At 68.4% G+C, this 16,566-nt stretch carries 17 protein-coding genes; 5 read left to right on the top strand and 12 right to left on the bottom strand.

What is annotated here, in order from left to right; all coding sequences use genetic code 11:
• Positions 1 to 301: 301 nt before the first annotated feature.
• The 3 genes from ACQPWU_RS28605 to ACQPWU_RS28595 all read right to left on the bottom strand — a co-directional run bounded on the left by ACQPWU_RS28605 (position 302) and on the right by ACQPWU_RS28595 (position 3,458).
• Entirely contained in the window at positions 302 to 1,765 is a 1,464-nt protein-coding gene (locus ACQPWU_RS28605; RefSeq protein ID WP_433444815.1) for an RICIN domain-containing protein, read from the bottom strand.
• Positions 1,766 to 1,917: 152 nt separating this feature from the next.
• Positions 1,918 to 2,181: a hypothetical protein gene (locus tag ACQPWU_RS28600; protein WP_433444814.1), complete on the bottom strand. Its 264-nt coding sequence runs from the start codon at positions 2,179 to 2,181 to the stop codon at positions 1,918 to 1,920.
• Between the two features lie 680 nt (positions 2,182 to 2,861).
• Complete coding sequence (locus tag ACQPWU_RS28595) at positions 2,862 to 3,458, bottom strand: TetR/AcrR family transcriptional regulator (protein WP_433444813.1); 597 nt, start codon at positions 3,456 to 3,458, stop codon at positions 2,862 to 2,864.
• A 200-nt stretch (positions 3,459 to 3,658) separates the two neighbouring features.
• On the opposite strand from ACQPWU_RS28595, the gene ACQPWU_RS28590 reads away from it, so the two are divergent.
• The gene (locus ACQPWU_RS28590; protein ID WP_433444812.1) at positions 3,659 to 4,618 is read left to right on the top strand and encodes an alpha/beta hydrolase family protein; all 960 of its coding nucleotides are present in this window, start codon (positions 3,659 to 3,661) and stop codon (positions 4,616 to 4,618) included.
• Positions 4,619 to 5,805: 1,187 nt separating this feature from the next.
• Here the strand turns inward: ACQPWU_RS28590 and ACQPWU_RS28585 are convergent.
• The 3 genes from ACQPWU_RS28585 to ACQPWU_RS28575 form a co-directional block, all read right to left on the bottom strand.
• Positions 5,806 to 6,468 (bottom strand): DUF4097 family beta strand repeat-containing protein, encoded by a 663-nt coding sequence (locus ACQPWU_RS28585; RefSeq protein WP_433444811.1) that lies wholly within the window; start codon positions 6,466 to 6,468, stop codon positions 5,806 to 5,808.
• Positions 6,469 to 6,579: 111 nt separating this feature from the next.
• Positions 6,580 to 6,723, bottom strand: a complete 144-nt coding sequence (locus tag ACQPWU_RS28580; RefSeq protein WP_433444810.1) for a hypothetical protein — start codon at positions 6,721 to 6,723, stop codon at positions 6,580 to 6,582.
• 110 nt (positions 6,724 to 6,833) lie between these two features.
• On the bottom strand, positions 6,834 to 7,256 hold the full coding sequence (locus ACQPWU_RS28575; RefSeq protein WP_433444809.1) for a TetR/AcrR family transcriptional regulator: 423 nt from the start codon (positions 7,254 to 7,256) through the stop codon (positions 6,834 to 6,836).
• Between the two features lie 101 nt (positions 7,257 to 7,357).
• Here ACQPWU_RS28575 and ACQPWU_RS28570 point away from each other — a divergent pair, with 101 nt between their 5' ends.
• Positions 7,358 to 7,849, top strand: a complete 492-nt coding sequence (locus ACQPWU_RS28570; protein WP_433444808.1) for a hypothetical protein — start codon at positions 7,358 to 7,360, stop codon at positions 7,847 to 7,849.
• Positions 7,850 to 8,452: 603 nt separating this feature from the next.
• Here ACQPWU_RS28570 and ACQPWU_RS28565 read toward each other — a convergent pair.
• Both ACQPWU_RS28565 and ACQPWU_RS28560 read right to left on the bottom strand, forming a co-directional pair.
• Positions 8,453 to 9,040 (bottom strand): DUF4277 domain-containing protein, encoded by a 588-nt coding sequence (locus ACQPWU_RS28565; protein ID WP_433444806.1) that lies wholly within the window; start codon positions 9,038 to 9,040, stop codon positions 8,453 to 8,455.
• Positions 9,041 to 9,117: 77 nt separating this feature from the next.
• A complete protein-coding gene (locus ACQPWU_RS28560; RefSeq protein ID WP_433444805.1) occupies positions 9,118 to 9,270 on the bottom strand; it encodes a hypothetical protein in 153 nt (50 codons plus the stop codon).
• Between the two features lie 423 nt (positions 9,271 to 9,693).
• Between ACQPWU_RS28560 and ACQPWU_RS28555 the strand changes: the two genes are divergently transcribed.
• Positions 9,694 to 10,230, top strand: coding sequence for a TetR/AcrR family transcriptional regulator (locus ACQPWU_RS28555; RefSeq protein WP_433444804.1), 537 nt, complete (start codon positions 9,694 to 9,696; stop codon positions 10,228 to 10,230).
• A gap of 128 nt (positions 10,231 to 10,358) precedes the next feature.
• Here the strand turns inward: ACQPWU_RS28555 and ACQPWU_RS28550 are convergent, their stop codons facing one another.
• The 4 genes from ACQPWU_RS28550 to ACQPWU_RS28535 all read right to left on the bottom strand — a co-directional run bounded on the left by ACQPWU_RS28550 (position 10,359) and on the right by ACQPWU_RS28535 (position 14,204).
• On the bottom strand, positions 10,359 to 11,204 hold the full coding sequence (locus tag ACQPWU_RS28550) for an enoyl-CoA hydratase/isomerase family protein (protein WP_433444803.1): 846 nt from the start codon (positions 11,202 to 11,204) through the stop codon (positions 10,359 to 10,361).
• Between the two features lie 399 nt (positions 11,205 to 11,603).
• Positions 11,604 to 11,933, bottom strand: coding sequence for a nucleotidyltransferase domain-containing protein (locus ACQPWU_RS28545; protein ID WP_433444802.1), 330 nt, complete (start codon positions 11,931 to 11,933; stop codon positions 11,604 to 11,606).
• 231 nt (positions 11,934 to 12,164) lie between these two features.
• Positions 12,165 to 13,442 (bottom strand): FAD-dependent monooxygenase, encoded by a 1,278-nt coding sequence (locus ACQPWU_RS28540; protein ID WP_433444801.1) that lies wholly within the window; start codon positions 13,440 to 13,442, stop codon positions 12,165 to 12,167.
• A gap of 12 nt (positions 13,443 to 13,454) precedes the next feature.
• The gene (locus ACQPWU_RS28535) at positions 13,455 to 14,204 is read right to left on the bottom strand and encodes an alpha/beta fold hydrolase (protein ID WP_433444800.1); all 750 of its coding nucleotides are present in this window, start codon (positions 14,202 to 14,204) and stop codon (positions 13,455 to 13,457) included.
• Positions 14,205 to 14,280: 76 nt separating this feature from the next.
• Between ACQPWU_RS28535 and ACQPWU_RS28530 the strand changes: the two genes are divergently transcribed.
• Together ACQPWU_RS28530 and ACQPWU_RS28525 are read left to right on the top strand one after the other, a co-directional pair.
• Positions 14,281 to 15,165 (top strand): helix-turn-helix domain-containing protein, encoded by an 885-nt coding sequence (locus ACQPWU_RS28530; protein WP_433444799.1) that lies wholly within the window; start codon positions 14,281 to 14,283, stop codon positions 15,163 to 15,165.
• 406 nt (positions 15,166 to 15,571) lie between these two features.
• A complete protein-coding gene (locus ACQPWU_RS28525) occupies positions 15,572 to 16,522 on the top strand; it encodes an alpha/beta fold hydrolase (protein WP_433444798.1) in 951 nt (316 codons plus the stop codon).
• Positions 16,523 to 16,566 lie beyond the last annotated feature (44 nt).

Here is a 16,566-nt window from a genome sequence, read left to right as displayed (position 1 = left end):
CGGGGCGGCGTTGTACGCCTCCTTCGCCGGCACGGCCGGGTCCGAGCGGGAGCACGTGCCAAGGCCAGGCCCCCACCCGTGCGGCATTGCCGTGCCATGAGCCATGGGCACGGCGGGCAGGGGATCCGGCCGCCGCCCGCTACCAGTACGCCGCCTCCCGACGATGGGGGAGGGTGTAAGTCTTGACGGGTAGAGCGAGCAGAAAGCCACTGCACTGTACCGTTACTGATCAGTGGGGTCCGTGCTCTCGTCGATGGGTGGCGGCGCCAGAGCGGGACGGTAACAAGGAAGTGGGACGGGCTCAATAGGGCGCGGCGGCCCGCTGCCACTGCTGGCTGGCGCTGCCCTTTTGACAGGTGTACTGGATGGCCCGCGCTCCGGCCCGGGTCGAGCCGTAGCGGATGTCCAGGCACTTGCCGCTGTGGCGGGCGGTGAGCAGGCCGCCGCCACGAACGTTGATGATGTCCCACTGCTGGTTCGCGCCGGTGCCGCAGTTCTGCTGTGTCACCGGTACGCCGTCGGCGGTGGACGAGGATGGCACGGTGAGGCACTTGTGGCTGTGCCGGGCGATGAGCCGGTAGTAGCCGGTGCCCAGGTCGAGCACTTGCCAGTGCTGGTTCTGGTCCGCGGCTGTGCCGCAGTTCTGCTGTGTCACCCTTGCCCCGTCGGCGGTGGACGACGATGGCACGGTCAGACACTTGCCGCTGTGTTGGGCCCGCAACTCCTCATACGCGGACCCGGAGCCGACACCGGCCACCACGCCGGTCGCGGTGTCGATGGAGACCCGTGGGTACCAGCTCATCAACAGCGACCTATCGGAGGGGAAGCTGAGCGGCAGCCAGACGTACTCGGAGTCTTTGACCTTGCCGCCCCAAGCGTTTCCATGCCGGTCGCCCATGTAGAGGTAGGAGGTCGTGTCGCTGCCCTGCACCGGTAGGACGGACGAAACCTGCGAGCCGTAGGCGATGCTGTCACCGACGTTCGCCAGGTCGCTCCAGGGGCCGGCGATGCTGGTCGCGGTAGCGTACTTGGCCTGGTTGGGTTGCCAGCCGGTGACGCCCGAGGTCACGAGGAAGTAGACGCCGTTGCGTTTGAACATCGCCGGCGCCTGCCGTCTGACGCCGCGCAGGGTGGCCACCCTGGCGGCGACCCGCAGGTAGTTGGGGGTCAGGCGGAAGATGGTGAGGTCCTTCTGCTCATTGGTCGTCGAGGTCAGGTACGCGCTGCCGTCGTCGTCGCGGAATACGGCCACGTCGAAGGATTTGACCCCGAGGGGCCGGAAGCTGCCCCAGTACTTGTAGTCGCCGTCCACCGTGAGTGACGCGGCGACCGCGACCCGTCCCTCACTGGAGTCTCCCTCCTTCTTCTCCTTGCGCATCCACAGCACGTACTGCTTGATGCGGTCGTTGTAGATGACCTTGGGCTGCCAGAGGGCGGCGGCCACCCGCAGCTCGGGGGCCGAAGCCTCGGTCAGCACGTTGTTGCGGAACTCCCAGGTGCGCAGGTCGGTCGAGCGGTACACCGAGATATACCGGAAGCGGTTGTTGGGGTAGGGATTCTCGCCGAACCAGTAGTAATAGCCGCCCACCTTGATCATGCCGCCGTCGTGCCCGTGCAGCACGTCGCCGGCGGAGTCGGTGAACTGTACCCCGTTGGTCACCGTGACGGGGGTGGCGTCGGCCTCGCCTGCGACCGGGAACGGTTGTAGCAGGCCGACGCAGGCTGCGGCGGCCAATCCGAGGACGGTGTGCAGTGCCCTGCGCATGGAAACGTCCCTCCATTGAGCCCTTACGGTAAGCGCGGTTCCATTGAGGTCGGCGCTCTTGCATGGCGGCGGGTTCATCGCGGTCCACTCGGCTGCGTACCGGCAGCGGGCTGCTCGTACGGCGGCTGCCAGCTGGCCACCTCCTGGTCGGCCTACTGGCGGCTGGCGCGGGCGGTGACCGCGACCAGGTGCCAGGGCTCGTCCAGGTCGTTGGCGTAGGCTTCGCGCTGGACGGCGCTCCAGTCGTATGCGCCGGAGTCCCACGCTTCGGCCAGCGGGACGTGGTCCACGTCGAGGCGGGCGGCGTCGCCGGTGGTCTGGTCGTCGTAGTAGGACACCCAGGCCCCGCCCGACAGCCGACAGCAGGTCCCGACCTGGGGCGGGGTGACGGGCTTCGTCGATGAGGACCTCAGCACGGGTGTTATAGCCGTCGCGGTCGGCGTCGACCCAGTGACGGAATGACGTGCGCTGGTAGCCCTCGCGCCGCTCGGTGGCCACCGCCAAGGCGACGACCGCGTCGGCCAGCAGCGGCCCCTCCGCGCGCTGCGCCACCGCCAGGGGCGCGTGCTGGGCAGCGTGCGCGGCCGTCGCCGCGGCGGGCAGGGGGCGGTGGCCATCAGAGTCATGCTCGCCATGAGGGTTGCGCCGTGATGCCGGTGGTGCTGATCGGATGGTTGCGCCGCGGGGGGGTGGAACATGCTGGTCCTCTCGCAGTTCACTACACACGGCAATGTTCGACTACTGACTGTAGCCACACTCAGCTGAGCGATCTCTACCAGCAGAGTGACACCCGCCTAACGACCAATCCGCCGAGCTCGCCGATGACCACGACGCAGCCAGGAGCGAAGAAGCCAGGCGGCGACACGGTCAGCCCAGCCCTCGGCACACGCGCCATGCGGCGGCCAGCGGGCGCAACGCGGACCTGGCGGCGCCCGTAGCACCGTTGCCCTTGCCCGGCGCTGGGCAGTCAGGCATGCCCGAGCAAAGGAACCACCCGATCAGAGAAGACCAACCATGATCGTGCGTCGCCTCGATCTGAGGCAGATCCAGGCACACAGCCCCAGAGCAACTTCGCGGGCATCGGGTGTCGTCGACATCAGGATGACTGCGGTCGCTGTAGTCCCTGGAGGAGCAGGTCGACCAATCGGCGAGGGTCATAGCGCGGGTCGCTGTCACGTCCGATGCAGAGGTTGCCGATGCCGCGCATCAGTTCGTAGGCGTGCGTACCGGGCCTGATTTCGCCGGCGTTGACTGCGGCGTCGAGCAACTGCGCGCAGACGGGCACCAAGCGGTCGAGGAAGTAGGCGTGAAGCGCGTCGAAGCCGCTGCTGTCCGATTGCAGTGCGTTGGCGAGCCCGTGCTTCGTGACGAGGAAATCAACGAACAGGTCGACCCACTGACGGAGTGCTGCGAACGGAGAATCGGCGTTGGTCAGCAAGGCAGGGCCGGCCTCGGCGCAGGTCTCGATCTGGTGCCGGTAGACGGCGATGATGAGATCCGCTCGCGTCGGAAAGTGGCGGTAGATCGTGGCCGTCCCGACGCCGGCCTTGGCCGCGATGTCACGGATCGGCGCTTCCACGCCTGACGTGACGAAGATCGCGGCCGCCGCGTCGAGCAGAGTCTCCTTGTTGCGCCGGGCGTCCGCCCGTTTGGGCCGGGCTGCATGCCCTGCACCCCGGTCGCTGTCGTTCATCGCGCCGTTCCCTCCGCTACCCGGTTGCTAAACGGGACAACGTCCCATATCGTCAAACGGGACAAGGTTCCGTTTGCTCATGATGTCAGAGCAGGGGCCCGTCAACCAAACCGCGCATTGTCGCCACGCAGGCTCGACGCCGGGCCTGCGGCGCGTCAATCCGGCTACATCACCCACGAAACAGCAAGGAAGATCTTCCTATGAGCGAATCAGCCATGGCGATTACGGACGAGGCCATCAGTGCTCCTGTCCTGTCGGTCAGTCCGGTAGTGCTGTCAGCTCCCGGCCGCGCCGTGGACCTGCAGGTGCGAGTCTCCGCGCCCATGACCGGAAGCGAGCTGCCGATCATCCTTCTCTCGCACGGTCAGGGCTACTCGAACAACCTCTCCTCGCTGAACGGCTACGCCCCACTCGCCAATTTCTGGGCGGCGCACGGCTTCGTCGTGGTCCAACCCACCCATCTGAGCTCGAAGACGCTGAACCTGAATTCTGACGACCCTGAGGCGCCGCTGTACTGGCGATCACGGGCCGAGGACATGAAGCGCATCCTCGACCAGCTCGACGAGCTCGAGGCCGCCGTCCCGCAACTCCTCGGGCGCCTGGACCGAAGCAAGGTCGCCGTGGCCGGGCACTCGATGGGCGGGCACACCGCGAGCCTGCTGCTGGGCGCGCGGCTCACCGATCCCCACGACGGAACGGAAGTGAACCTGGCCGAGCCCCGGATCAAGGCGGGTGTGCTGCTTGCCGCGCCCGGCAGAGGCGGCGATGCCGTAACCGAGTTCGTGGCCGAGAACTATTCGTTCTTCTTGACCACGGACTTCTCCGAGATGACGACGCCCGCGCTCGTGGTCGCCGGCGACAAGGACACCTCTGCCCACCTGACGGTTCGGGGTGCGGAATGGCACACCGATCCGTACTTCCTCTCCCCGGGCCCCAAGTCCCTGCTCACCCTGTTCGACGCAGAGCACGGGCTCGGCGGGGTCTCTGGATATGACGTCGCCGAGACCACGGACGAGAACCCCGAGCGAGTCGCCGCGGTCGGCCGGCTCACCTGGGCCTACCTCCGCACCGAGCTCTACCCCGGAGATTCCGCCTGGCAGGCAGCGCGTGACGCGCTGACGGCCGGCCCCAATCCGCTCGGACGGGTCGAATCCAAGTAAGCCCAAACCCGACTGCGGGCCGCACCCGGCGCGGCGTCCCAGCCGAAGGGATCATCCTCGCAGGCCCAGGCCGGGCGGCAACCCCGCCACGTTGTGTACACCTGTCCGGGACCCGGTCTCGTTTCCCTTGGAGATCCCCCTGCTGTCGTCCGGGTCGTCTTGACAGGAACCCGACCGCCGACCCGCCACCGCGTACTCGCCCGCGTCTGTGGTGAAAAGGTGCGCGCTGAAGGCTCAGGGCGGGCGGCCGGGGCCACCAGTGCGGGACGCGGCGCTGAGACGCGCATCGATGGCTATCTTGGGTTCTCGGCCTCTTCTCGCAGGTCAGAGCGAGATGATCTTTTCAGGCACGTTGACCGGCCTTGAAGGCATGTTCCATCGAAGGCGTGCCCGGGTGTTCGGCCGAGCTCGCGATTCCGGTTGGGGCCGATATCGACGCTGGTGGCTGGTCTGGTCGGCGGCTGCGTCGGCAGCGCCGGGCGGGGGCGCGCTGTTCCGGTGGCACGGCAGCGAGTACCTGCCCAGCCTGTGGGGCTGCAGGTCACATCAACGATGGCGCCAGCCACCTCGCGGGCCTTGATGCGGGTCCCGAAGTTCCCGAAACTCCATTTCTCCGGTCAGCGGTGAATCAGCGCTGACCATCTGTCGCGGGCAGGCGGGGCCGAACCCCTCAAACCGTCCCGCTTCGTCAGCGCCACGCCCCAGAGTCCCATCCGTGCCCCGATCCGCAGGTAGAGGAAGCGCGCCCCTCCCCGCCACCCGACACCCGAGTTGAGGACGGCGCGCGCGGCATCATCCCTGTCCTGCTGGCCTACCTCGCGCCGGTATCCCTGTGGGTCGGGGGTGGTTCATGGCGGCGGCGCTCCTGATCAGCAGCGAGTCGATCGCGTTCACGGCGTACGCGTCGTTCCGAGAGAAGTCCATCTCCGACGACAACGAGGAACGCTTCAGCCTGTACGTGGCGATGGCGGTGCTCGGCCCAGTGCTCGCGGTGTGGCTCGTGATCGCCCCGCAGTGGCGAACCAATCGTGGTCGGGATGCAGCAACGCGGTGCGCCGCCTGTCCTCATAGCCCACGACGCTCGCCTATGCCGAGTGGAGGGCCCAGAACGGCCCCGGTCCATATGGAGGGACCGGGGCCGTTCGTCGTCGCCGGGCTTGGTCTACCTCTCCCTCGGAAGCTGTAGGTCACAGGCTGCGGGCGGTGATGTCGCCGTTGGAAGTGGTGGCGTGGATGTCGAGTTCGGCGGTGCCGTCGTTCTTGAGGGCGTTGGTGATGCGGCCGTGGCTGGTGCCGGCGTCCAAGGCGGCCGAGACTCCGCCGGCGGCGGCGATCGAGATGTCACCGGACTGGGTGCGGAGCACGACCTTGCCGCCCGTGGCCTCGGCGATGCGGATGTCGCCCCGTGCGGTGCTGATCTCCGCCGGGCCGCCCAGCCGGCCGACCTCGACGTCGCCGTCGACCGCGGTGAGGCGCAGGCTCGCGGTCTCGTCGAGCTTGATCTCGCGGTACGCGCCTTCGAAGGCGACGTCGCCGAGACGGCCGACGGTCCGGAGTTCGGCGCTGGCGGCTTTGGCCTCGATGCGGGAGCCGGCGGGCAGCTTGACCGTCACCTCGATGGATCCGGACGGGCCGAGGTACTGGTTCTTCACCGAAGTCTCGATCCGCAGGACGCCGTCAGCGTATTCGACCGTGGTCTGCTCGGCCGCCGTCACGTCGCGGCTCTTTGAGGCGTTCGTGGGCCGGACCTCGACCGCGGTGTCGGCCCGGTCGGCGGCGATGAGCTGGACGCGTCCCGCGGGGATGTCCAGGACGGCGGAGATCGGGGCGGGGGTGTCGAACTTCTGCATGATGGGCTCCTTGTGCTGTGTTCTTTCGAGGTCCACCATCGCCGTCCGCTCTGATACGGGGCCGTCGCCGTCCTGACGCAGCCGCTGACACACGGCGGAGAGTAGCCACGCCTACCCGCGTGGGTGGGCGCGCTCGGGGCCGGCCGGGTGAGCGCCGCTGGTCAGGTGAGGGGTGCCGGCGATGCGGGCGGCGCGGTGGTGGTCGGCGGCGACGATCTGGTGGCTGCGGGCGGTGCCGGCGAGGGTGGTGGCCACCGAGGCGGTGCGGCGGGGGAGCTCGGCAAGCGAGGGCTCCCACCCGGTCGACCGGCCATGCCCCGGGTTGCCGACGGCGAGCTCGGCGTGCGCCTGGTCCAGCTCAGAGGTCAGCTCCAGGAGGTTCTGGAAACCGGCGGCCAGGCCGCGGTCAGCGCGAGCGCCATCAAGGCCGCTGATCTTCTCATGGCGATCACTGTGATATCGGCTCCGGGCCGCGCGGGCCGGCGGTCGGCGAACACCGCGGGCGCGCTCGCCGCCGCCGCCACTGCCTCGACTGCCGCCTCGCGGTCGCCCCCACGCACCGCGTCGACGAGCTCGACCTGCAGATCCAGGAAATCTTCCGCCGCCCTCAGCCACAACCGCCCGAGCAGCACCGGCAACGACCCGAACGCGTGGTAGATCGCCCCGTTCGACACCCCGGAGGCCGCCGCCAGCGCTCGCACCGTGAACCGCTCCGGACCACCGTCGGCCACCAGCTGCTCGGCGACATCCAGCAACCGATCGAGATCATGCGTCCGACGACGAGGCATGCCCACCACTATAACAGAGCACGTGCTCTGGAATTGTGTATCGTTGTCAGCATGATCTTTCGACAGCCAGGAGTTGTGATGTTCGACCACGGGAGTGGCTCATGAATCCGCAGGATGCCCAGTCTTCGCTCAATCAGATCCGCGCCTCCCAGGACAAGTCCCGCGAGGAGGTCGTCCGCCAGATGTTCCCCTGGCCCTATGTGATCGTCTCGGCGCTCGGGCTCTTCGCCACGTTCGCGTCGATCGATCTCGAGCTGCCTTGGCGCGCCATCGCCTCAGGGCTCGGGACTGCCATCTACGTGGGCGTGGGATGCCTGTACTCGTTGCGGGTCTCCGTCCGCGTGAAGCCCACGCTTCAGATGATCGGGGTCTTCTTCGGGGTTACGGTCGTTCTCCTCCCAGTCTTCTTCGTCGTCTTCGTCGTCGGCCGAATCGCCGGCTTCGCCTTCTTCGGTGTGCCGGCGCACGGACTGCTGTCCCAGGCCGCGGTCGGCGCCGCCGCGGCGGCCGTGGTGTACATCGCGATCATGCCCGTGGTCCGCAGGATCATCACGTTGATTGCACTGCGGGCTTATGGACCCACAGTTCGATGACGTTCCTGCACGTACCCGCGCGGTTGCGGAAAGCGGCGGCGTGGGGCCTGCACGCCGCTGATGATCCGGCCGCGGAGGAGCGCTCGTGGCTGGTCTGATCGCGACCGGCCTGATACACCCGGCCGTACCCGCTCGCGGTCGCCTTCATCACCAACGAACCGACCGCTCCTGATCGGCTGGCTCCACCACCCGCTTGAGCTCTGCCGCCAAAGACGGGTCGAGGCGCAGTAACTGCTGCAGCCGAACCCCGGTTGGGATGGGCGAGTTCCGCACCAGTGTTGTTGCACCCCTGGAGCCCAGGGTGCAAGGCGCGGCGATAGGCACCAAGGGCATGGTCGTATGGCGGCCAGGTGGTCTTTCTGCTGTCGATGGTGGTCTTGAAGGGGCTGGCGGCCCGCCATGCGGGCCGTGGAGTCATTGGGGTTGGGTCGACCGGGGGAGCCTCACCAGAGCAGAGCTTCTTCCCGACGGGCGTACGCCTCGCTCAAGCGGTAGGTGGCCTTTACTCGAGCGGCAGGGCGTGCCGTCCGGCAACCTGGCGGATCTCCTCCAGCGGGTACGGCGTCTTCCTGCTCTCACTCTGCAGATCGTGGTAAAAGTCGTTCAGCACAGTGGCCAGCGGGCTGTGCCGCGACAGCAGGGCCGCGACCCCACCAGACACGCCGGCCGGCCGCTCTCCCGCGGCCCATCCCCGCACCAGCTCGCGACGCCGCGGCAGTCGGCGCGGTGGAAGGCGCCGGTCAGCCAGTTCACCTGGTACGTCAGCGTGTAGGTGCGGTCAAAGGTGAGGTGTCGGCGATAGAAGGCCTGTTCCTCCTCTGACAGGTTGAACCGGGTCGACACGGCCTGCCCGACCGACCCGGCCAGGCGGTCCAGATGCGGCGCGATCGCATCCAGCGCGCGGCCGATCCGGTCATCGTTGAGCAGGGCGGGCTCGACCCCGAACGCCTCACCCACCGCCCACTCGCGGGCCCAATCCTGCACATGCACCAGCGGCGCGGGCGAGGTCAGCCGGTTGGCCACCAGCACCTCGATCACCTGCCCATGGGTCAACTCCGCGACATCCCGCACCGGACAGGCCGCATCCACCAACTCCCGAATCCGCAACCGCGAGCAGAACCCCGCGATCACCGGTAATGCTCCGAGCATCTTCTCGACACTGGCCCGGCCCCACTGCGCACGCTGTCTCACCCGCCACGTCCTACCGCGACGACGATCACCACAGCAACCCGGCGATCTTCGAACCACCCGACGTGCGGAAAACGGGGCTAGCGGAAGCACAGGAAGCTATCGCGAACAGCTGAGCTCGTCGAGCCAGTCAGGCCGGGCCCGAGGCGGTGTTCGCCGCGGTGCCCGGCCTGGTCAATCGGGATCTTCTTCAGATCGATGGCGATTCGCCCGGCGCTCAGTTCGTAGCTCACCAGTCTGCCGTTGGTGGCGAGCCAGAAAATGGCCAGCGTGCCAGCCGGGCCGTCGTGGTCTACTTGTCGAATGCGGAGTCATCATGGGGGCGGTGTGACCTGGCGGGCGATGCGCTGGTACGGGGAGCGCGAGTTTCCTCGACGCGCTGTGTACTCCGGCTGGATACCGCGACGACGGGCCGCGCCGGATCCGCGGCAGCATCGGCGGTTGCTCTACGCCGGCTCCACGCTCGTTGATCTGGCCATGTTCGCGTCCTTGCCCGACGCGCGGGTGCCGGCCCGGCCCGGCGGGCGGCCGGTGCCGAGTCGCTGCGCGACGACGCTATGCATCACTCGCGTGCACCCCGCCGGCTGCCTCATCGGGGACGTTGCGGCGATCCGCGACCGCGTTGTCGCGCTGGTTGGCGACTCGGAGGCGCTCGCATGACCATGGACCGGCGGGTCCGGCGGACGCGATCGCTGCTGCGCCAGGCGGCCATCGAGGTCATCCGTGAGAAGGGCTTTCGCGCAGCCCGGGTACGCGACATCACCGAGCGCGCAGACGTCAACCGAGCCACCTTCTACGCGCACTATGCCGACAAGTACGCGTTCGCCGAGGCGATGGTGCGCGATGAGATCCGGCACGGGTTCGCCACCCGGCTCCCGGCTGCGCCGGTCGCCGACCTCGTCCACGCCCTGGCGGTGCTGCTGTGGGAGGATTCCAGCCGGGCGGACGGCTGCCGGCGGAACATCGACGATCTGCGCCCGCTGATCCAGCGCGCGGTGCGCACCGAGGTGTCTCGCTTGCTCGTCGAACGGTGCGCGTACGAGTCGGCCGTGACGGCGCACATCGTCGGCTCGACGATCGTTGGCGCGGTTTGTTGGTGGCGGGAGAACGGGTTGCCGGCCACCTCACCCGGCGAGGTGGCCGACGAGGTGACCCGAGCGGTGTTGTACGGGCTGAGGCCGGCCTCAGGGTGACTCGGGTACTTCTGCGGTCATGAGCTGCTCGCCGTTCGGCACCATGCCCGCCTGCGGCGGCGTACAGGATGCCGCTGAACGCCGCCAGCTCGCGGTTCCGTGCGCACCATGCCCGTCCACCAGCGGGCTCACCATCGAAGCTCCTCCCCGACCGGTGGGCGGCCCGCCCGCGGGCCGTCGAGGAACAGTGCCGCAGCCTGGCTGTGCAGCTGGAATGGGAAGTCATTGACGACGCGCTGCTTCCACGGTCGGCTGAGGATGGCGTGCGTCATCCGGCGCGCGCCACGCGGACGTCGCATGATCATGTCAGCGAGCTCCCACGCCCGGTCCACCAGGTGCTCGCGCGGCACGATCTCCGACACCATGCCGTACTCGAGTGCCTGCCGCGCATCCACCGCCTGGCCGGTGTAGATGTGGTACGCGGCTCGCTTGGTGCCCATCAGTTCCTGGAACGTGAGGCTTTGCCCGTCACCGGGCGCGGTCGACACCAGGAAATGCGGGTCGAAGAAGCGTGCGTCCTCGGTGCAGATCGTGATGTCACAGGCGAGCGCGATCTCGGTGTGCGGTCCGGGCCCGTTGACCGCTGCGATCGTCGGGACGTCGATACCGAAGACGAAGTTCTGCAACAGCTTCGCCGCGTCCTCGTACATCTTGGCAATGTCGTCAACCGTCCGATCGAAATGCCCGTCGGCGCTGCGCCGCGCGTCCAGCCAGTGGTCGCCGGTACCCGTGAGGATGAGCACCTCGTTCTCCGGGTCGTTACCGACCTCCAGCCATGCCTGCCCCCAGGCGTTGTGACCGGCAAACGTCTGGACGTACGAGTCGCCGTCGGTGTGCATGCGGAGCTCAAGGATGCCGTCGCGGCGGCGCATCACGAAGAAGTCGCGATACTTCTCCGCGTACTCGGAGAAGTCAGGACGGCTGACAAGCCCCGCCCATCTGGCTGTGTTCAACTGATCGGTCATGCCCATCATGTTCCTCACCGGCCACAGCTGACTCAATCCTCAAAAAACGGCCCGTGATGGATACCCGACAAACCACGGAAAACGTTGGTTTCGGGCCGAGCGGCTTCGCCATCACCTCCTTCTCCGCGTCATACCGAGAACCGCCTCGCGCCGACCGACACACAGACCACCTGGCCAGCGGGTAGGAGCGGTACGGCGCAGCCCCACCCGCCAGATACGTGCACGCCTCGGCATGCAGCCCGAGATCTTCATCGACCACCATCCACGACACCGACTCGTCTGCGGCCACCGCTCGCTCAGGCCAGTAGTACCGCTCGAGCGCATCTGACACGGCTGACATGCCTGAAGACCCCTGAATACTGTGAAGGCAAGTGCGCGCCCACGTTACTTACCTGACATGGCTGACTACTAAAAGTCCATTCCGGACCGGACAATGACCACCGGCGACTCACTCCCCGAGGGGGCATGCAGCGTTCCGCTGAGAAACCCATGATCAGGCCGCTGTAGCCAGGCGAGCGGGATGGTCCCACCCAGATCCTCGTGCACCTCAGCGATGCGTTGTTCCTCCTGCTCTGTGCAGGGGCGGCCGAGCACAGCGACCAGATCGAGATCGCTGCGGGTCGGCTGGTAGTCACCGCCCGCGAGCGACCCATGCGCCCACATTGAGACCAACGGCACCACTGGCCGGATAGCGGCGATGAAGCGGTCGAGAAGGCATGTGGTGGCGTCATCGGTCATGAGGCCGACCCTCTTTTCTAACGGATCCTTCGGTAGGACGCGGGGGAGAGAACACCTCTCGAAGCAATCGCGATACCCATGGAGTTGATCGACTCGAAGCGCTTGGTCTCGCCTGCCGCCGAGACTGCCCGGTCCGGAGCATCCCCCCACGCCGTAACAACCTTGCGGGCGTCGGTTGGGCTGCTCCTTCACCGGTTCCGCAGGCCGGGCCGGCAGCAGGGCGAGCACTTCTCACTCCGCCTCGAGCCCGCTCCCGAGGCCGCCTCCGGGGTCGCTCGCGAGGCCGGCTGGGTTTCCTGATGCGGCGGGCGACGGCGGGTAGTCGTCGACGGTCATGGAGTTGTAGAGGCGTGCGCTCTTGGTGGTGAGGCGGAGGAGGGCGCGGCTGGGCCCCGCGGGCAGGGCGGAGAGCAGGCGGGCGCCCTGGGCCAGTCCCGACACGCCGAGGCGTGAGGTGGGGATCAGGGTCTTGGCCGCGCTGAGCGCGGCCGCGCGGCTGCCGCGTATCTGCTCGGCCATCGTGCGTTCGTAGGCGGGGAAGGCGCGCTCGTGGTCGCCGTCTGCTCGCGCCAGCTCTCCGGCGAGGACGTAGGCGCCGACGACGGCCAGGGTGGTGCTGCCGCCGACGGCCGGGCCGGGGCAGTAGCCCGCGTCGCCGACGAGCGTCACCCTCCCTCGTGACCAGGTGTCCATGCGGAGTTGGATGATCGAGTCGAAGTAGAACGCCGGGGTGTGGTCGAGCTCGTCCAGCCAGTGGTCCACGTCGGGGTGCATGCCGTCGAACGCTCCGCGCAGCAGTTCCTTCTGTCGGGGCACGTCGTGGTGGTGGTAGTCGAGCTCGTGCTCGCTCCGGAACAGGAACAACGCTCGGGCGTCGCCGAGGTGCCGCGCGCCGTACATGCCGGCCGTGCGGCCGACGCCGACGTGCATGAGGAGCTCGCCGTCGAGGCCGGAGGTGTTGGGCAGGGTCAGCACTCCGAGGTAGGCGCCGATGAAGGCGCTGAAGCGGGACTCGTCGCCGAACAGGAGGCGGCGCACGTTGGAGTGCAGCCCGTCCGCGCCGACGACGAGGTCGAAGCGGCGCGGCGCGGCGTTCTCGAACCGCACCTCGCCGTCGGGCGAGATCGCGGTGATCGAGTCGCCGAAGATGTATTCGACGTCGTCGCGCGTGGCGTCGTAGTAGATCTCGCTCAGGTCGTCGCGCATGATCTCGACGTGCCGGTCGGAGGTGGCGCTGAAGATCTTGGAGAGGTCCACCCGGATGGGACGCCGTGAGCCCTCCCGGTAGACGGTCATCCGTTTCGTGCCGGTGGCCCGCTCCTCGACGCGCGGGAGCACGCCCATCTTCTCCGAGATGTTCATCGCGGGCCGGAACAGGTCGACCGCGTGGCCGCCGGTCTTGCGCAGAGTCGGCGCGCGCTCGACGACGGTGACGGAGAAGCCGTGCCTGGTGAGCCAGTACGCCAGCACCGGACCGGCAACGCTGGCGCCGGAGATGAGAATCCGCATAAGCATGTCTCCTTACACGCGAATGTCTCGTTCAGCCCGTCTGTGCGGCGTGGATCGCCATCTCCGGTCGTCCTCACCGAAGATCACCAGCAGCGGTTTGCCGAGGGGACTCAGCCGCTCCGGGAGCGCCCGCTGCTCCAGGTAGTCCCGGACTGCCTGCATCGCCGCGGCGAACGCACGGAAGCTCATACCGCGCAGATCGTCCACGAGCTCTTGCGGGATCTGGTAGCCCTCGCGGCTGAACCCGGTGCTCGCCATCTGGCGGATCTGCTCGTCGGTCGGCGGCCACTGCGAGGGACCGATTTCGGCGGACTCCTGCGCGATGAAGGCTTGCATGTGGGGTCCGGTGTTGATGAGCGCGAGCGCGGTCACCAGGTCGGGTCGCTGTTCGGCGAGGGCGGTGGCGACCACGCCGCCGCTGGAATGTCCGACCACGATGGTGTGCTTGACGCCGAGCCTGTCCAGTGCCTCGCCGACCCGGCGTCCCTGGTCCGGAAGCGCGTAGCTGCGGTCGGCCGGTTCGGCTGACCGGCCGTGCCCGGGCAGGTCGATCCGGATGACGCGATGGGATCCGGTCAGCATCGGTACCAGCGCGTCCCACGAGCGGGTCGAGGAGGCGGACCCGTGGATGAGCAGGAGTACGGGGGCGTCGCGGGGACCGTCCTGGCACACCTGGATGTTGCCGTCCTCCAGGGACAGGGTCGCACTCTCGGTGGCCTCGGCGTCGCTTCTCAGGTGCGGTCGCCCGTCAAGAATAGTCATGAGGCCACTGTCGCCGCCGGTAGGCGCCCGCGTATTGAACGAATGTTCCCTCGGTCGGCCCGCGTAGCATGGGACGGTGCAGACGTTCGTGCACGGGGCGGCTGTGTGGGACGTCGCATCCCCGCAGCGGCCCAGCAGGGTGGCCGGTGTCACCATGGCGGGGTTCCGTGTCCGTGACCTGGACGCGCTCCGGATGGTCCCGCACCCGGCCGTGACGCTGCTTGTGGAGTTCGGCACCGGTTCGCCCGTCGTGGACTACACCGCCGGGCGGCAGCAGCGGGGAAGTGTCGTCGCCGGGCCCGGGCTCGGGTCCGAAGGCCCGGTCCGGGCGCGGGGTGAGAACGTCGAGTGCGTGCAGGTGCGCCTGTCCCCGGTGATCGCCCGCGCGGTTCTGGGCGCCTCGCCCGCCGACCTCGACGGCGCCGTGATCGCCCTCGACGACCTGTGGGGCCGGGAGGCGTCACGGATCCGCGAGCAACTGGGCGATGTCTCGTCGTGGCAGGATCGCTTCGCGTTGATGGACACGCTGCTCGCCCGCCGGCATGAGGCGGGGCCGCCGGTGGACCCGGAGGTGGCCTGGGCCTGGCACCGGATCGCCGGCAGCCGTGGCCTGGCCCGGGTCGACGGACTGGCGGCCGAGGTCGGGTGGAGCCGCAAGCGCCTGTGGTCCCGATTCCGGTCGCAGCTCGGCCTGCCGCCCAAGCGCGCCGCGAAGCTGGTCCGCTTCGACCATGCCGCCCACCGCCTGGTCGCGGGTGAAGGCCCGGCCCAAGTCGCGGCCGACGCCGGCTACGCCGACCAGTCCCACCTGCATCGGGACGTCGTGGCGTTCACCGGCGCAACCCCCGCGACCGTGGCCGGTGAGCCGTTTCTCGCCGTTGACGACATCGCATGGCCAAGCCTCACCTCCAGGGATCTCCGGCTCGGTCGCCGGCCGGAGGTGAGGCGGCTACCGCTGTGAACGTCGCCGCGGTCACCTGCGCTGGGCGGGCCCGGCGCCGCTCAGCGGTCAAGGGCGCCGGCCGTACCGGTCCGATTCAGCCGAGAATCAGCGGTAAGCGTAGTGATCTGCAGGAGGTGTGGCTGCCCGGGAGGGCCAGGCCTTATCTGGTGGATGCTGCCTGCCTGGTGGCCTTGATGGTGGTGATGACTTTCCGTATCAGGGCAAGTGCGTGGTAGGCGATCAGCGGCGGTGGGGTTGAGCCAGTATCGGGCTTTCGTCTAGAGGCGAGCCTACAGACCGGAACATTTGTTCAAGACACGGCGCGCACCGGCGGCGACAGTAGGCCCATGATTATTTCCCTGGGGTTCGATGACCCCGCTGTTTCGGCGACGCCGACCTGCGGTTTCCGCGCCGGCAGGCTGATGTGAGCAGCGCGGCACGGCGCCGGCGGCGCCTCTTGATCGCCTCGGCTGTCCTCTTCGTCGTCGTCGGGTTGCTTCTCGTGAACGCGGTGGTGGTGTCGGGGCAGAGCGCCGAGGCCAGTGGGAATCCGACCCTGTCCCTCGACGGCGGGGACATCTACGTGCGCCAGGACGGCCCCCCCGATGCCCCGGCACTCGTACTGATCCACGGGCTCGCCGCGTCGACCCGCTCGTGGGACGCGCTCGTTCCGCTGCTGACCAAGTCCCATCGCGTCGTCCGGATCGACCTGCTCGGGCACGGCCGGTCGGCCAAACCGGCCGGCGCCGGCTATGGGATGCCGGAGCAGGGACGCCGGGTCGGTGAGGCAATGGACCGGCTCGGGGTCAAGCACGCCGTAGTGGTCGGCCATTCCACCGGTGGCGCGGTCGCCACCGCTCTCGCCGAGCAACGCTCCGACCTGGTGACCGCGCTCGTGATCATCGACACCGCACCCCGTTTGGACGCCGCCATCTCAAGCGGCTTCGTCGGCGGGCTCTTGGACGACCCCGTCATCGGGCAGCTGCTGTGGCGGCTTCGGACCGACAGCATGATCCGCAACGCCGCGAGCACCGCGTTCAGCCGCCCCGGTTACAAGGTCCCGCAGGCGGTCGTGGACGACGCGCGCGGCATGACCTACCACGCCTTCATCGCGACATCGCAGGACGGCGACGACTATGTGAACCAGCGCGCGCTCCCAGAGCGGCTGAGTCCCCTCGGCAAACCGCTGCTGGTGATCTTCGGTGAGGACGACCGGAGATGGCGATCGTCCTCCGCCGCCGAATACCGCGCCGTTCCGGACGCGAAAGTCGAGTTGCTGCCCGGTGTCGGGCACTCGCCCATCATGGAGGATCCGCCGCGGACCGCCGCGCTTCTTCTGGCCTTCGCCGCGAGCCACACCACCCAGGCGCACTGAACGAGATGATGCGCCCATGGCGGGACCCGGTGCTGCCGGCACAG

It is taken from the genome of Nonomuraea sp. CA-141351 (assembly GCF_050944675.1).
GTDB lineage: Bacteria > Actinomycetota > Actinomycetes > Streptosporangiales > Streptosporangiaceae > Nonomuraea.
Note: the sequence above shows the minus strand (reverse complement) of the source record. Positions and strands in the feature narration are given on the sequence as shown.

What these genes read in the sequence shown, in the direction of transcription:
- ACQPWU_RS28535 (WP_433444800.1), bottom strand. Translation starts at nt 14,204, where the DNA reads ATGACTATTCTTGACGGGCGACCGCACCTGAGAAGCGACGCCGAGGCC.
- ACQPWU_RS28590 (WP_433444812.1), top strand. Translation starts at nt 3,659, where the DNA reads ATGAGCGAATCAGCCATGGCGATTACGGACGAGGCCATCAGTGCTCCT.
- ACQPWU_RS28540 (WP_433444801.1), bottom strand. Translation starts at nt 13,442, where the DNA reads ATGCGGATTCTCATCTCCGGCGCCAGCGTTGCCGGTCCGGTGCTGGCG.
- ACQPWU_RS28550 (WP_433444803.1), bottom strand. Translation starts at nt 11,204, where the DNA reads ATGATGGGCATGACCGATCAGTTGAACACAGCCAGATGGGCGGGGCTT.
- ACQPWU_RS28570 (WP_433444808.1), top strand. Translation starts at nt 7,358, where the DNA reads ATGAATCCGCAGGATGCCCAGTCTTCGCTCAATCAGATCCGCGCCTCC.
- ACQPWU_RS28545 (WP_433444802.1), bottom strand. Translation starts at nt 11,933, where the DNA reads ATGACCGATGACGCCACCACATGCCTTCTCGACCGCTTCATCGCCGCT.
- ACQPWU_RS28605 (WP_433444815.1), bottom strand. Translation starts at nt 1,765, where the DNA reads ATGCGCAGGGCACTGCACACCGTCCTCGGATTGGCCGCCGCAGCCTGC.
- ACQPWU_RS28585 (WP_433444811.1), bottom strand. Translation starts at nt 6,468, where the DNA reads ATGCAGAAGTTCGACACCCCCGCCCCGATCTCCGCCGTCCTGGACATC.
- ACQPWU_RS28595 (WP_433444813.1), bottom strand. Translation starts at nt 3,458, where the DNA reads ATGAACGACAGCGACCGGGGTGCAGGGCATGCAGCCCGGCCCAAACGG.
- ACQPWU_RS28575 (WP_433444809.1), bottom strand. Translation starts at nt 7,256, where the DNA reads ATGCCTCGTCGTCGGACGCATGATCTCGATCGGTTGCTGGATGTCGCC.
- ACQPWU_RS28555 (WP_433444804.1), top strand. Translation starts at nt 9,694, where the DNA reads ATGACCATGGACCGGCGGGTCCGGCGGACGCGATCGCTGCTGCGCCAG.